Below are 14552 nucleotides of genomic sequence, written 5' to 3'. Positions count from 1 at the left end.
AATTTTAGCTGAGTTCGGAAGCGGAGCAAGCTATGCGATAAGACACTAAGTTTATAAAAACTACTTAACAAAATTCACTTACTACTAGGGATTGTAGTAAGTGTTTTTTTTTGTCTTAACTTTATAGAGATGAAAAAATTATTAGCTCGAATACAAAAATGCGACTTGTGTGCAACTTATATAGAACCAAGACCAGTTGTAACAGTATCACCTTCTTCAAAAATTATCATTATAGGACAAGCACCAGGAACTAAGGTGCATGCTTCTGGAATTCCATGGGATGATGCTAGTGGTAGACAGCTAAGAAAATGGCTTTCAGTAACCGATGAACAGTTTTACAATACAGATTTGTTCGGAATTATCCCAATGGGATTTTGCTATCCAGGAAAAGGAAAGTCAGGAGATTTGCCTCCTAGAAAAGAATGTGCACCAGCTTGGCATCAATTGTTATTTGATAAACTACCAAATGTAGAATTAGTATTACTTATAGGAATGTATGCGCAGAAGTATTATTTAAAAGAAAAAGCAAAGAAAACACTAACAGAAACTGTAAATAACTACGAGAGTTATTTGCCAAGGTATTTTAGTTTACCACACCCTTCTCCTAGAAATAGATTTTGGCTCACAAAAAATCCATGGTTTGAAGCACATGTAATTCCAGAATTACAAAGTAAAGTCAGTGCTATTTTAAATAATAACTAATTTATTAATATAGCTTTTTATTGTAAAATAATTAAAAAAAACTTTTAATTGCTACTTTCACATCTCTTCCATAATGCAATAATATTCTGTAATTTTCCATACTCCATTAACTTTGGCAATTTTGAGCTGTCGATCTATTGCCTTGGTTGTAAATTTCTTTGAAATATATCCAGTTTCTCCATTCTCGAATATTAATTCATACCACGAATTATTAAAAATGATTGGTAATCCAGATTCGTCTGTTGTGCATTGATAATAACCGTAAGAGATAGTTTTTAAAACTTTTGATTGAATACTTGGTTTGTTTCTTACATTTAGGTTATTGGCTAATACAATAATTGAGAGGTCTTTTTCTGTATACGACGGTCCGATAAAATAATATCCCGTTGAATCTTCCATCTTTTTAAAACCAAATCTTATGATTTGTTTCAGAATATTCCAATGTTTGCTATTACCATCTTTAAAAAAAATATTCATAAAATTATTTTTATCACAACCACCTTGTCCTGCGCAGTCAAAAGCATCCCAGCATTCAATTACTTTGTCATTAAGTTTGTTTTTTAAAGCATTTCTGTCTTTAATCAAAACACAATTTGCTAAAGTAACTTTGAAATCCCAAAAAGTTTCATCTGTAAAGGATTCATCATTAATTTGTCCATGGATTGGAAGATATGATATAATGAATAGTGACGTGAAGAATAGTGTTTTCATCATTATTACCATTTTTTTTATAAATGTAAAGAATATATTATGATACATCTAATTTATATGAGAATAGATATATAAGGTGGTATACTTATCATAAAATATTTAAATATTGTCATAATATACTAATGAGCTGTTTCAGTTTTCTAAAGAATAGATGCTTTATACTAGCATACTTTTTATAAACTCAAAACCTTTTTTCAGAAGTTTATACTTTTTACTCAGAAGTTGTTAGGGCTAACTAGTTAAACATCAGTATACCTTTGGTACTATATAAATTTAATATAGTATGAAAAGAATTCTATCAATTGCGTTTTCTGTTTTTCTGTGTTATACAATGCATGGACAAAAATCATTCAATCAAATGCTTGTAGAGCATCAAGCAAACAAAACACTATTTACTTATTTCAATTATGGAAAGAAGAAATCCGATGAAATAAAAAAAGATGTTTTGTATAAGGGAACTTATGATGATATAACATTTAGACCTTGGGTAACAAGTGGTAGCGGACCAAAAGAGTTTGATAATATTATAGGAGGTATTAGTAAATCTCATGGACCAATGGATTCACGAACTATTGAAGTAGATGATAGGGGTTATGTAAAGTACGATGACGATGTTTTTCCAGCTTATATAAGACGTAAAGAAACAAGTAGAGCTTATCCTTTTGGTTGGATTGTTTTACCAGATGCAATTATTAGAGTGTATAGAATGTCTGAAGACGCTTCATCTTATGGGATAGGAGAAGTATATTTAGCTAAAGGCGGTGAAAAAGGATATAAAATCTTTGATAGATTAGCAAGCGCTACTTCAAACGACTCAAAAGAGCAGTCTAAGAAAAAAAGAAAGAAAAGAAGAAGACGAAAAAAGAATAAATCTAAAGAGTTAATTCTAGAAGGAATTAATTTAAAAGAAATTATAAAAGAGTATATCGATGCTGTAAGAGAAAAGAGAAAAACATATACGCCTACAGAAGATGAATTAAATAGACATCGAAGATTAATGGGATGGTATGGAGATACAGAAGCAACAAATAATAAGTTTTGGGCAGATAGAAAAGCAAAGGAAAATGCTCTTAAAGAAGGACGATTAAAATATAAAAAGCAAATTATAGCTGCGGGTTATGTTCGATCTACAGGAATGAAAGTATTTATCCTAGATAATAATAGCGGTACTAAAAAATGCTTTTTTGAAGGTTCAGCATCTTCTGCTACTTGTTTAGAAGATGGAACGTTTAAAGTGTTAGATATTGGAACAGATATTTTTAGAGCACTAAAAAGTGGGAATAATTATGTAAAAGGATCTCAAGCAGTAGATGGACACGATGCTGCTGGAAAAACAATTAGCGCAAACGGATTGTAGATAATTGAATAATTAATCTTCCCATTATAATTACTTTAAAAGTTTAGAAAAGCAAAATCCACTAAGTCTTTAGTGGATTTTGTTTTATGTAATAATAAGTTTATTTGCTATGTTTAATGCGCTTCTAACCAATTTTGACCTAAACCAATTTCTACATCTAAAGGAACAGAAAGCTTAAATGCATTTTCCATTTCTTCCTTAATAATTGGTTTAATTGTTTCTAATTCGTCTTTATGTGCATCAAATACCAATTCATCATGTACTTGTAATAGCATTTTAGATTTGAATTGTTCCTTTTCAAATCGTTTATGAATGCTAATCATTGCTAGCTTAATAATATCTGCAGCACTACCTTGTATTGGAGCATTTACAGCATTTCGTTCTGCGGCACCACGTACAATCGCATTTCTAGAATTAATATCTTTTAAATACCTACGACGTCCTAATACAGTTTCTACATATCCGTTTTCGCGAGCAAAATCTACTTGTTTAGAAATGTAGTTTCTTAATTTCGGATAGGTTTCATAATAGGTATCAATTAAAACTTTAGCTTCTTTTCTAGTTAAGTTTGTTTGATTGCTTAATCCAAAAGCAGAAACTCCATAAACAATTCCGAAGTTTACCGTTTTAGCATTGCTACGTTGTTCACGTGTTACTTCCTCTAAAGCCACATCAAATACTTTAGCAGCTGTAGAAGCATGAATATCTTCTCCTTCTTGGAAAGCTTTAATCATAGTTTCTTCTTCGCTTAAAGCAGCGATAATACGTAACTCTATTTGAGAATAATCGGCCGCTAATAAGACATAATTTTCATCTCTAGGAATAAATGCCTTACGAACTTCTTGTCCGCGTTTTGTACGAATAGGAATGTTTTGTAAGTTCGGATTGTTAGAACTTAATCTACCTGTAGCAGCTACAGCTTGTGCATATACCGTATGAACTCTTCCGGTTTTCGGATTAATTTCATTTGGAAGTGCATCTACATAAGTACTTTGTAACTTTTTATACTGGCGATATTCTAAAATATCAGCAACAATTTGATGTTCTCCAGCAAGTGCAGATAATACATCTTCCGCAGTAGAATATTGTCCTGTTTTAGTTTTTTTAGGCTTGTCAACCAGCTTTAGTTTTTCAAATAAAATAGGTCCTAACTGTTTTGGAGAAGCAATATTAAACTCTTCACCAGCTTGTTCGTATATATTCTGTTCTAGCTTTAAAATATCTTCAGACAGATCTTTAGACAACGATTTTAAAAACTCAGTATCTAAGTTAATCCCTTCTATTTCCATAGCGGTTAATACAGAAACTAAAGGTGTTTCAACATCGTTAAAAAGCGTAGTTACATTTCCGCTTTCTAATTCTTTAGAAAAATGTTCTTTTAACTGTAATGTAATATCCGAATCTTCTACTGCATACTCTGTCTGTCTGTCCGCAGCAACGGTTCGCATAGATAATTGATTCTTACCTTTTTTACCAATAAGTTCAGTAATAGAAACAGGTTGGTAATTTAAATAGGTTTCAGAAAGAACATCCATATTATGACGCATATCTGGATTGATTAAATAATGCGCAATCATAGTGTCAAACAATTTCCCTTTTACAGGAATATTATAATTTGATAAAACTTTGATATCGTATTTGATGTTATGACCAATCTTTTCGATTTGATCATTTTCAAAGAACGGACGGAACGTTTCTAATATGTTTTGTGTTTCTTCTTGGTCTTCAGGGAAAATTACATAATACCCTTTTCCAGTTTCCCAAGAAAAAGCAATTCCAATCAATTCAACTTCTAAAGCTTTTAAACCAGTTGTTTCAGTATCAAAACAAACAGATGGTTGTTGTAATAGCTTTTCTAACAATAAAGTTCTAGATACTGGAGTATTTACAGATTGATAAAAGTGTGAAGTATTACTAACAGTTTTAAATCCGCTTACACTTTCTTGAGGTGTGTTTCCGCTTCCAGGAACTGCAAATAAATCAAACTGACCAGCTGTAGCAGCTTTACTAGTTTGAGTTGTTGTAGTTGGGCTGTCGTTTGCTGAACTTGTATTAAACGTTTTTAAAAAGTTGTCTAGTAAACGTCTAAATTCTAACTCTGCAAAAATTGCTCTGGTTTTATCAACGTCAGGTAACTCAAAAATCAATTTATCCTGCTCTAATTCTACAGGAACATCTAACATGATAGTCGCTAATTTTTTAGAAAGTAATCCTAATTCCTGATTCGCTTCTACCTTTTCTTTCATTTTACCTTTTAGCTCATGAATATGCTCAAATAAGCCTTCCATAGTGCCGTATTGCGCTAAGAATTTTTTAGCAGTTTTTTCTCCAACGCCAGGTAATCCAGGAATATTATCTACAGAATCTCCCATCATTCCTAAAAAGTCGATTACTTGTTCAGGTCTTTCAACACCAAATTTCTGCTGTACTTCTTCAACTCCCCATTTCTCATATCCGTTCCCCATTCGAGGTGGACGATACATAAAAATGTTATCAGAAACCAATTGAGCATAATCCTTATCTGGAGTAACCATATAAGTTTCTAATCCTTCTTTCTCTGCTTTTTTAGCCAAAGTTCCAATAATATCATCAGCTTCATATCCTTCTCTTACAATAGCAGGAATATTCATAGCTTCTAAAATTTGTTCTATATACGGAACAGCTATTTTAATAGCTTCAGGAGTTTCTTGTCGATTAGCTTTGTATTCTGGAAACATTTCATTTCTATCTACACTACCACCTTTATCAAAACAAACAGCTAAATAATCTGGCTTTTCTTTTTTTATTACATCTAATAAGGAATTAGTAAAACCAAGTATTGCTGAGGTGTCTAAACCTTTAGAGTTAATTCTTGGATTTTTAATAAAAGCGTAATATCCTCTAAAAATTAATGCGTACGCATCTAATAAAAAAAGTCTCTTTTTAGTTGCCATATTGTATTTGGATTGAAGATTGTAAAACTACAAAATAGTTAGTTGGTCTGCGAGAGAAATAATTTAAAATTCAGTTTTTATAGGTTGAATAAAGAGGAAAGATTATTTTTAGAGTAGGGTAAAAACATATATAATTGTTTATATAATATACCTCATTTAATATAAACCTTTCATAAAAATAACGAGATAGATGCTAGAAGATTTTTTTAACAACCTCCGAATTACTGAACCAGCATTAAAAGAAGAAATTTATAAATATGCTACTATTACTGAGCATGATAAAGGAGATGTTATCATAAGAAATAATGAGTATATAAAAGTATTAAAGATTATTTTAGACGGAAAAATACGTGTGTATCAGAGAAACGAAAGTAGAGAAATTCTTATTTACTATTTGTTTTCTATGGAAACATGCACGTTGTCATTGGCCGCATGTTTTGAGGAGTGTCAAAGTAATGTAGGTGCTATTACAGAAGAAAAAACTACTATTTTAAATATACCTGTGCGATTTGCAAAAGAATGGAATTTTAAATATAAATCGTGGAATAACTTTACCATTAACACTTTTAGAAAAAGTTATACTTATTTAATTGAAGAATATGCGAGTCTTGCATTTAAGCCTTTAAAAAATAGGTTGCTAGATTATTTGGTTTGGGAATCTGATGAAGCAGTTGTATACAGATCACATCAAGAGTTGGCCAATGAATTGGGAACAACACGGGAAGTGATTTCACGACTCTTAAAAAAACTAGAGAAAGATAATAAGCTTCAACTTGGTAAAAAAGAAATCATTTTATTAGAAACTGAATAAGCCGAGGGGTTTAAACCCCTCGATTTGAATAAAACATATATATCCAAATCATTCTAGATAACTTAAAATTTACTCCAAATAATAATAGCGAAAGCAAAATAATACCACCAAAACTTACAAACCAATTTAAATGTAATAAAACTCTTAAAACAACAAAAGTAGCAACGCTTTCAGCAACAATTAAAGCATAGCTTACATACATAGCACCAAAAAAGAAACCAGGTTCTTTTTCAAATGAAAAATTACACTCAGAACAACTGTCTTTAATCTTACCTATTTTGAATAAATTAAATATAGAAGTATTAAAAACAGTACCTTTTTTGCAGTTGGGACATTTGTTAGAAACTAAAGCAATAAGTGATTTCATAAAAGGTAATTTTCTGCAAAATTATAGTGGCTGATTAAAAAAGTACTTATACAAAAGTTGTTTATTTTTGCCTTATTGAGACATTTTTTATGATTCCTATTTTAAATATTGAAAATTTCAATCAGCAGATTTCAGCTAAAAATTATTTTTATAGCAATCATTTAGATGTTCACTTAAAAAATAATGTACATCATTTTGACAAACCACATAAACATGACTTTTATTTATGTGTGTTTGTTATAGAAGGTGAAGGAGTACATGAAATTGATTTTAATAATTACGATATAAAACCAGGACGTGTTTTCTTTTTAAAACCAGGGCAAACACATTACTGGAGCTTTTCTTCTGAAGTAAAAGGGTATATATTCTTTCATACATTTGAATTTTTTAGTTTGAGCATGAATGAATTACAACTAAATGAATTTCCTTTTTATACCTTAAAAAAATCGTATTTAGACCTTTCTCCAAACAATATTCAATACTTTATAGAAGCTTTTAAAAATATTAACGATGAGTTCCATAGCAATCAAATATTTAAAAGAGCAAGCTTATTGAGTTTGGTAAATCTCATTTATATTAATTTTTTGAGGACTTTCAATCAAAAAAGTATCCCAGAACAAAGTCAATCTGTGAATGATTTAGTTATTGTAGAAAAGCTATACGACTTAATAACAACACATTTTAAACACGAAAAAAGAGCAACCTTTTATGCCGAGCAATTGCATATAACTGTAAGACATTTAAACAGAATTACTAAAAAAGTTTTAGGAAAAACCTTTACACAATTACTACATGAAATGATTGTTTTAGAAGCTAAAAGATTGTTAGTGCACACGAGAGAGCAGCTAACGACAATAGCAGAAGAATTGGGCTTTCAAGATTATGCAAACTTCTCTAAGTTTTTCAAAAATAAAACAACAGAAAGTCCAACTTCATTTAGAAAACGATATTAATAACTATCCATAGTTTTATAAATAAAAATGCAGACTTGTGACAAAAGGCACAGGTAAGTATTGGAAAACCTATTTTTCTTTGTATCAAATTCAAAAACGAGTCTAACAAAATGAAAAATAGTACTATAATACTGCTTACTGTATTTACCGTTTTAAGTTTTACCTCTTGCAAACAAGAAGTAAAAGAAGAGGTAAAGAAAGCAGCTGTTAAGCAATCTTATACTACACATTCACCAACAGCATATCATAAAGTAGCGTTAGAAGTATTAAATGCAAGTAAAGAATGGATTCAACATTTTAACAAAGGAAATGCTGAAGCCTGTGTACAAGGATACGATGAAAATGCAACAATGAGTGCAATGCCTTTTGGAATTAAAACAGGAACAAAAGTAATCTCAGAATTTTGGACACCTTTTATAGCTTCTGGAGCTACAAATTTGGTGTATACTAATGTACAAATTGAAGTAGTTAATGAAACTACTGCTTTTTTATCGGCAAACTGGAGCATGAATGTTGGAAAAGGAATTATTTTTCAAGAAAAATGGGAGAAAAAAGATGCTAAATGGAAATTGACATATGATAATTTTCAAGTATTAGAAGAATTTAAAACTCCTAAAGACAATAATACAAATCCAATAGGGAGTCATCTAGTATTAGAAGAAGTAATTAAAGCTTCTGTAAAATGGATAGATGGATTTAATGCAGGTAACGGTTCAGTGTGTGGAAATGGATATGCCAAGAATGCAACAATGAATGCCGTACCATTTGCTTCGATTAACGAAAAAGAAGGAATTGAAGAATTTTGGAAAAAACTAATAGCAGATGGAGCTAAAAATTTAATTTACCATAACCCAACATTTAAAGTAGCTACCGACGATACAGTTTTACTATCATCTCAATGGAGTATGAATATTGGAGAAGGACAGATTTATCAAGAGAAATGGAATCGTATAAATGACCAATGGTTATTAACCTACGATGAGTTTCAAGTAGTAAAACAGTATTAAGAGAAAGCCATATAACCCTTCGAGTAAAAACATCCATCGTTTGTATAAACATGGGTGTTTTTTTAGTTATTAGAATGTTAATTGTAGTAACTTTTAATCGTATCTAATCAATATTAATTACCTTCAAGAGTCGTCTTTATTTATCAAATTCTTTGAGCAAACATATAATGGCGCTAAAAAAATAAAAACAAACAAAATACAGACAATGGAAATTTTAAAACTAACGGACTCTGAAAAAAAGAAAGCATTAAGTATTTTATTGGCTGTTGCTACAGATGAAGGTAAGAAAGAATTACATCTCATTCACAAACAAACTATAGAAGCTATAGGAAAACATATTTTTAAAGTAAATTTTGATGTTCATGAGCTTTCGAAAGAGTTTTCGATGGTAGATAATTTTTCTACAGAAGTGATTCAAAAAGAATTATTACACTTAGCAGCTCCTATGGTATTCTTAGAAGATGAGGGGAAAGAACAACGCGGATTAGCTTTAAAAGAATTAGCAAAAAAGTGGGGCTTTAAAGATCATTTGTTAAATCAAATATATAAAGGAGCAGAAGGACACAAGTTAGCATTAATACGATGTGAATTAAGACCAAATGCTGTTGAGCAAGGTACTTCTGCATTAGCAGAAACATTCCAGTATTTGATAGCAAAACTACATTTAAATACAGGAGCAAAAGAATTGCATGAAAGATATATTGGTTATGGAAAACTATCAGAAGGTACATTTGGAAAAACTTTATACAATTATTATGTAGATAATGAATTTGCCTTACCTGGAACTCCTGGCTCTGCTTTAGAAGATATTTTAATAATTCACGATATACACCATGTGCTTTCTGGTTGCGATACTTCTCCTTTAGGTGAAATTTGCGTAGGCGCTTTTGATAGCGGAGTGTCTAATCAAGATTTTACAGCATACATAACGGCATTAACAGCGCAGTTTCAAATTGGCTTTACAATGTCAGATCCTACAATTAATACTTGGGCTAAACAATTTGATCCGGAAATGGTATACCGTTCTTATCGTAGAGGAATTGATGTAAAAGTAAATTATTTAGAAAAGAATTTTGATTTTTCACTATATATAGAAAAACCAATTTCTGAAGTTCGTAAAGAATTTAATATTTCAGAAGAAGGAATGATGGTGGTGCCTCCAAATGGAAAATGGTGCGGTATTTATGGAGTACCTTCGAAAAGAAAAGATCCAAATATTGTAAAATACGGAACCTTACAAAGTAAGTTTTAATAAAATATTTAAAACTAAATTAATTGGTTATATGTCATAGAGATTGCATATAACCAATTAATTCATTTCTTTTATAGAATTAATCCCTAATTTGAATATTTAGAAATGAAAATAATATTTTCTGCAATATTATTGCTATGCTTTAACATGCTTAGTAATAGTCAATCTCAGTACTATGTAGATCAGCAAAATGGAAGTAACACTAATAATGGAACATCAACTTCTACAGCATTTCAATCAATAAATTCAGCAAAAAACTTAGCAAGCCCTGGAGATACTATCTATATAATGGGAGAATACAAAAATCCAAGTTTTAACCCGAATTATTCGTATACAAATGAACACGATCCACATTTATGGCATGCTGAAAACTCTATTCGTATTAATAATTTACACGGTAGTGCATCTAATTATATAACGATAAAAGCGTATAATGAGAATACAATTCTGAAAGGAGATGGTGCCAATATCTTTAGGATTTCAAACTCTTCATACTTAAGAATAGAAGGTTTTGAAATAGAAGGGGAAGTACCAAATATTCCTCTTTCTACAGCAAATGCATTGCAGTTTGTGTACATTAGAGCAAATGAAGTAGCAAATATTTTAGACCCTACAGCTGCTGAAATACAATATAGAGATAAAGACTGTGTAAGTAATTGTACTCCAAATGCTATAGTTGTAGGTGAGACATATCGTAATTTAAACGGAATAGATATTGCCAGACCGTCTTATATAGATACAAGAGGTTTGTATTTAAGTAATGTAAATCATATTGATATTATTAATAATAAGATTCATGACATGCCAGGAGGAGGGCTTCGAGTGTCCGATTGTGAGGATATTAATATTATAGGAAATGAAATATATGCTTGTTCAAGAAAATCATATTCTGGAACACATGCATTAGTGGTTACTAGAGCAACAAGTAGTAGAACTACCAATGATTATAGAATTAAAATTTTAAGAAATAAAATTCATCATAATTACAATGAACAATATTCTTGGGCACCTACTAAAAATATTATTACACCTCATATAGATGAAGGAAAAGGAATATCACTTCAAAGAAATGAAACTACATATAATAACGATAATGCTATTAATGTAAACTGGGAACATGGAAGAATATTAGTAGCAAATAATATATGCTATTATAATGGGTTTAGTGGAGTGCATAGTAATGATGGAAACAGAATAGATATTATTTACAATACCTGTTATTTTAATTCATATACAAAATCGATAACCGAAGGGATAACAGCAAACAATGGAGGAAATATAGGGATTAGCGCTCAAGGAGGTTCAGATGTAAAAATTATAAATAATATCTCAGTAATAGATTCTGGTTTAAGCAAATCGGCAATCGCTTCTAATATATCTTCAGCAGATGGTTTAGTAGTTAGAAATAATATTATTTATGGAACTACTCGAAACGGAGTTACAGGAACAATAAATGAAGATGCAGATATAGTAGCTGTACAAGTAGATACTCAAATAACAGATCCACTTTTCACAGACCCAGTAAATTTTGACTTTTCATTGCAGCAAAACTCTCCAGCCATAGGAGCTGCAACTGTAAATGCAGAAGTAACAAATGACTATTATAATAAAGATAGAGGAACAGATCCAGATACTGGAGCTATAGAATATTCATCAACATTGCATATAGACGATTACAATAGTAACAAAGTTTTTTTATTCCCTAATCCTGTAGATAATATACTTACTGTTAAAGGAGTAACTTTTAAGCTTTCAGATATCAAAATATTTAATTTCTTAGGCCAAGAATTTACCAACTTTAGAATTATTAACAATGGTATTGATTTGTCTGACTTATCCAAAGGGAGTTATATTGTTAAAGTAAAAAAGCATTCTGAAATTATTTTTAAAGAATAGTTAGTTATTTCTTATAAGAAATGAGAGATCTTTTTATGTAAAATAGATAGCAACTGAATATGGTAAGAACAAAGAAATAATTAAAATAAATATTAATAAAAGATTGAATAAAACTTATCTTGAAAGACTTTATAAACGTATTAAAACAATTATAGATTTAAATTATTATGAAAACAAAAATTAAAATTGCTGTCATAGCTATGATGGGAGTCAGTTTAGGGATTACAGCTCAAACAGTATTAGATAGTAGAAATGATGCTAGTACACCTGTATTGTATAACAAAGAAGTAAAGTATGAATTTAAAAAAAGAGACGTTATAGCGGCTCCAGGTACAGGTGGTTATACAGGATTAATGACATTTGCTCCTTGGGGAGATAACTCTGGTGGATTTCATCATCAATTAACATTTAACGGAGGAGGAGTATTTTATCGAAACGGATTACCAGATAGTGAAACTTGGAATCCATGGACTAGATTGTTAACTGAAGCAGACTTGAATAATCCTACGAAAGTAGATGTTAATGATAGTAGAGCAGATAACTATGCTCCAAACTATTATAATAAAGAAGTTAATTTTGAATTTAAGGCAAGAGGATCTGTAGGGGTGCCTGGAGCAGGAAGCTATTCAGGATTAATGACATTTGCTCCTTGGGGAGATAATTCTGGAGGACATCATCATCAACTAAATTTTAACCAAGGAGGTATTTTTTATCGAATAGGTTTGGCAGATAGTGATACCTGGGATTCATGGGTAAAAGTTTTAACAGAAAATACAGAAGGAAATGTAGGAATTGGAACAGCTGATCCAGGTTCATGGAAATTAGCAGTAAACGGAAAAATAAGGGCTAAAGAAATAAAAGTAGAAACAGGTTGGGCAGATTTTGTTTTTTATGATAATTACAATTTACCAACGTTAGAAGAAGTCGAAAATCATATAAAAGAAAAAGGACACCTAAAAGATATTCCTAGTGCAAAAGAAGTAGAAGAAAATGGAATATACTTAGGAGAAATGGACTCAAAGTTATTGCAAAAGATAGAAGAGTTAACTTTGTATACTATTGAGCAAGAAAAGAAAATTAAAGCACAAGAAGATAGGTTTGAAAAGCAAAATTCAAAAATTGAAAAGCAAGCAGAAGAAATTAAAGAATTAAAAACATTAATAAACAAACTAATACAGCTTAAAAGTTAATGAGAAACTTATTAGTTTTTAAATAGTCACATAATTAAATTCAACATAGAATTGAAGAGGTTTTCTATTATTTCAGAAAACTTTTTTGTGTTAAAATATATATGAATAGTAAAGAATTTTCTTCTCAAAAAGAATATTCTATACATTAGAAAGTTTAATGCCCTAATAAGATTTAAGAATCAAATAAATTCAATTATGAAAACTATAAATAAACATTTTTTGATTGCATTGCTACTTTTAACACTATCCTGCAAAACAAAAACAAATGAGAATTACAACCTATTACATATTACTATGAAAAATAGTAGGTCAGGTAAATTGTTTTTGAGAGTAGAAGATAGTAATAAATGGAAGGAAATTATTTTAAATGATAAAGGAGAATATACAGATACATTAGTTCTAAAAGGAAAGACTTTTGGAAGAATTGTTTTTAATGATGAAAAATATGCGAAACCACTTTATTTAAAAAAAGGAGAACCAACCAGAATTGTTTTTGATGGAGGGGTGAATAACTCTGAGTTAAAAGAGGGAGCTATTTTAGAAAATGAATACATAAGTGAGCTGAGTAGAGAAGCTTCAAAAATACAAGAAGGTGCAGATCCTTCAGATTGTGATAATATAGATGAAAAGTGCGATCTTTTATTGAAAAATAGCATTAAGAAGTCTGAAAGCATAGATTCAGTTTTTGCGAAATTATATAAAGAAGAAGTAAAAAGTACTATTGGAGTAATAAAGTATTTGTGTACAGCAAAATTAGAGGCTCAATTATTAAAGCAAAAGATGGAAGAAGGCTCATTGTCTAAAGGGAAGCCTTCACCAGAATTTGTAAATTATGAAAGCTTTAAAGGAAAAGCTACTTCATTGAGTGATTTTAAAGGTAAATATGTATATATAGATATTTGGGCAACATGGTGTGGCCCGTGTAAAAAAGAGATTCCCTATCTTAAAGAGTTAGAGAAGCGTTATCATGATAAGAATATTGTTTTTGTGAGTATTTCTATGGATGCAAAAGCAGATTATGAAACTTGGAAAAACATGATTAAAGAAAAAGAAATGGGAGGTGTACAACTTTTTGCAAATGAAGATCAATCATTCATAAATGCATATGGAGTTGCAGAATACCCAACATTTATATTAGTTAACCCAGAAGGAAAAATAGTTACTGCAAGAGCACCAAAACCTTCTTCTCCAGAAATGGAGAAAATGCTTGGTTCTTTGAATTTACAATAATGTTTTCATAGTTATTATAAAACTTAAAGAAGTATATCATAGTAAAGGTTTTCTGGAATACCAGAAAACCTTTTTTAGAATTAGAAAAACGTTTAATACTTTCTTACATTAGAGAATTCATTCATGATAATAAAACCTTAATT

The 14552-nt window shown here is 30.3% G+C and carries 12 protein-coding genes; 9 read left to right on the top strand and 3 right to left on the bottom strand.

The window, feature by feature from the left end:
• Positions 1 to 129 precede the first annotated feature (129 nt).
• Positions 130 to 702, top strand: coding sequence for a uracil-DNA glycosylase family protein (locus ACKTTC_RS16155; protein ID WP_408040885.1), 573 nt, complete (start codon positions 130 to 132; stop codon positions 700 to 702).
• Between the two features lie 57 nt (positions 703 to 759).
• Here ACKTTC_RS16155 and ACKTTC_RS16150 read toward each other — a convergent pair whose 3' ends face one another.
• Positions 760 to 1416 carry an SH3 domain-containing protein gene (locus tag ACKTTC_RS16150; RefSeq protein WP_408040884.1) on the bottom strand — a complete coding sequence of 219 codons (657 nt, stop codon included), beginning with the start codon at positions 1414 to 1416 and terminating at the stop codon, positions 760 to 762.
• 280 nt (positions 1417 to 1696) lie between these two features.
• Here ACKTTC_RS16150 and ACKTTC_RS16145 point away from each other — a divergent pair, with 280 nt between their 5' ends.
• The gene (locus ACKTTC_RS16145) at positions 1697 to 2770 is read left to right on the top strand and encodes a hypothetical protein (RefSeq protein WP_408040883.1); all 1074 of its coding nucleotides are present in this window, start codon (positions 1697 to 1699) and stop codon (positions 2768 to 2770) included.
• A gap of 113 nt (positions 2771 to 2883) precedes the next feature.
• On the opposite strand, the gene polA is transcribed toward ACKTTC_RS16145, so the two are convergent.
• Positions 2884 to 5703: a DNA polymerase I gene (polA, locus tag ACKTTC_RS16140; RefSeq protein ID WP_408040882.1), complete on the bottom strand. Its 2820-nt coding sequence runs from the start codon at positions 5701 to 5703 to the stop codon at positions 2884 to 2886.
• A 190-nt stretch (positions 5704 to 5893) separates the two neighbouring features.
• Between polA and ACKTTC_RS16135 the strand changes: the two genes are divergently transcribed.
• Positions 5894 to 6514: a Crp/Fnr family transcriptional regulator gene (locus ACKTTC_RS16135; RefSeq protein ID WP_408040881.1), complete on the top strand. Its 621-nt coding sequence runs from the start codon at positions 5894 to 5896 to the stop codon at positions 6512 to 6514.
• Positions 6515 to 6524: 10 nt separating this feature from the next.
• Here ACKTTC_RS16135 and ACKTTC_RS16130 read toward each other — a convergent pair whose 3' ends face one another.
• On the bottom strand, positions 6525 to 6881 hold the full coding sequence (locus ACKTTC_RS16130) for a DUF983 domain-containing protein (protein WP_408040880.1): 357 nt from the start codon (positions 6879 to 6881) through the stop codon (positions 6525 to 6527).
• Between the two features lie 89 nt (positions 6882 to 6970).
• Here ACKTTC_RS16130 and ACKTTC_RS16125 point away from each other — a divergent pair, with 89 nt between their 5' ends.
• The 6 genes from ACKTTC_RS16125 (at position 6971) to ACKTTC_RS16100 (ending at position 14409) form a co-directional block, all read left to right on the top strand.
• The gene (locus ACKTTC_RS16125) at positions 6971 to 7834 is read left to right on the top strand and encodes an AraC family transcriptional regulator (protein ID WP_408040879.1); all 864 of its coding nucleotides are present in this window, start codon (positions 6971 to 6973) and stop codon (positions 7832 to 7834) included.
• A 110-nt stretch (positions 7835 to 7944) separates the two neighbouring features.
• Positions 7945 to 8841, top strand: coding sequence for a Cif family virulence factor (locus ACKTTC_RS16120; RefSeq protein ID WP_408040878.1), 897 nt, complete (start codon positions 7945 to 7947; stop codon positions 8839 to 8841).
• A gap of 205 nt (positions 8842 to 9046) precedes the next feature.
• Positions 9047 to 10093 (top strand): hypothetical protein, encoded by a 1047-nt coding sequence (locus tag ACKTTC_RS16115; RefSeq protein ID WP_408040877.1) that lies wholly within the window; start codon positions 9047 to 9049, stop codon positions 10091 to 10093.
• A 105-nt stretch (positions 10094 to 10198) separates the two neighbouring features.
• Positions 10199 to 11989 (top strand): T9SS type A sorting domain-containing protein, encoded by a 1791-nt coding sequence (locus ACKTTC_RS16110; RefSeq protein ID WP_408040876.1) that lies wholly within the window; start codon positions 10199 to 10201, stop codon positions 11987 to 11989.
• A gap of 167 nt (positions 11990 to 12156) precedes the next feature.
• Positions 12157 to 13179, top strand: a complete 1023-nt coding sequence (locus ACKTTC_RS16105; protein ID WP_408040875.1) for a cell wall anchor protein — start codon at positions 12157 to 12159, stop codon at positions 13177 to 13179.
• A gap of 195 nt (positions 13180 to 13374) precedes the next feature.
• Positions 13375 to 14409 (top strand): TlpA family protein disulfide reductase, encoded by a 1035-nt coding sequence (locus tag ACKTTC_RS16100; RefSeq protein ID WP_408040874.1) that lies wholly within the window; start codon positions 13375 to 13377, stop codon positions 14407 to 14409.
• The last annotated feature ends 143 nt before the right edge of the window (positions 14410 to 14552 follow it).

This window comes from Tenacibaculum amylolyticum (genome assembly GCF_964511145.1).
Classification (GTDB): Bacteria; Bacteroidota; Bacteroidia; order Flavobacteriales; family Flavobacteriaceae; genus Polaribacter; species Polaribacter amylolyticum.
The sequence above is the reverse complement of the archived record's forward strand: the minus strand, read 5'-3'. Positions and strand labels throughout refer to the sequence as shown.

What these genes read in the sequence shown, in the direction of transcription:
- ACKTTC_RS16155 (WP_408040885.1), top strand. Translation starts at nt 130, where the DNA reads ATGAAAAAATTATTAGCTCGAATACAAAAATGCGACTTGTGTGCAACT.
- ACKTTC_RS16150 (WP_408040884.1), bottom strand. Translation starts at nt 1,416, where the DNA reads ATGATGAAAACACTATTCTTCACGTCACTATTCATTATATCATATCTT.
- ACKTTC_RS16145 (WP_408040883.1), top strand. Translation starts at nt 1,697, where the DNA reads ATGAAAAGAATTCTATCAATTGCGTTTTCTGTTTTTCTGTGTTATACA.
- polA (WP_408040882.1), bottom strand. Translation starts at nt 5,703, where the DNA reads ATGGCAACTAAAAAGAGACTTTTTTTATTAGATGCGTACGCATTAATT.
- ACKTTC_RS16135 (WP_408040881.1), top strand. Translation starts at nt 5,894, where the DNA reads ATGCTAGAAGATTTTTTTAACAACCTCCGAATTACTGAACCAGCATTA.
- ACKTTC_RS16130 (WP_408040880.1), bottom strand. Translation starts at nt 6,881, where the DNA reads ATGAAATCACTTATTGCTTTAGTTTCTAACAAATGTCCCAACTGCAAA.
- ACKTTC_RS16125 (WP_408040879.1), top strand. Translation starts at nt 6,971, where the DNA reads ATGATTCCTATTTTAAATATTGAAAATTTCAATCAGCAGATTTCAGCT.
- ACKTTC_RS16120 (WP_408040878.1), top strand. Translation starts at nt 7,945, where the DNA reads ATGAAAAATAGTACTATAATACTGCTTACTGTATTTACCGTTTTAAGT.
- ACKTTC_RS16115 (WP_408040877.1), top strand. Translation starts at nt 9,047, where the DNA reads ATGGAAATTTTAAAACTAACGGACTCTGAAAAAAAGAAAGCATTAAGT.
- ACKTTC_RS16110 (WP_408040876.1), top strand. Translation starts at nt 10,199, where the DNA reads ATGAAAATAATATTTTCTGCAATATTATTGCTATGCTTTAACATGCTT.
- ACKTTC_RS16105 (WP_408040875.1), top strand. Translation starts at nt 12,157, where the DNA reads ATGAAAACAAAAATTAAAATTGCTGTCATAGCTATGATGGGAGTCAGT.
- ACKTTC_RS16100 (WP_408040874.1), top strand. Translation starts at nt 13,375, where the DNA reads ATGAAAACTATAAATAAACATTTTTTGATTGCATTGCTACTTTTAACA.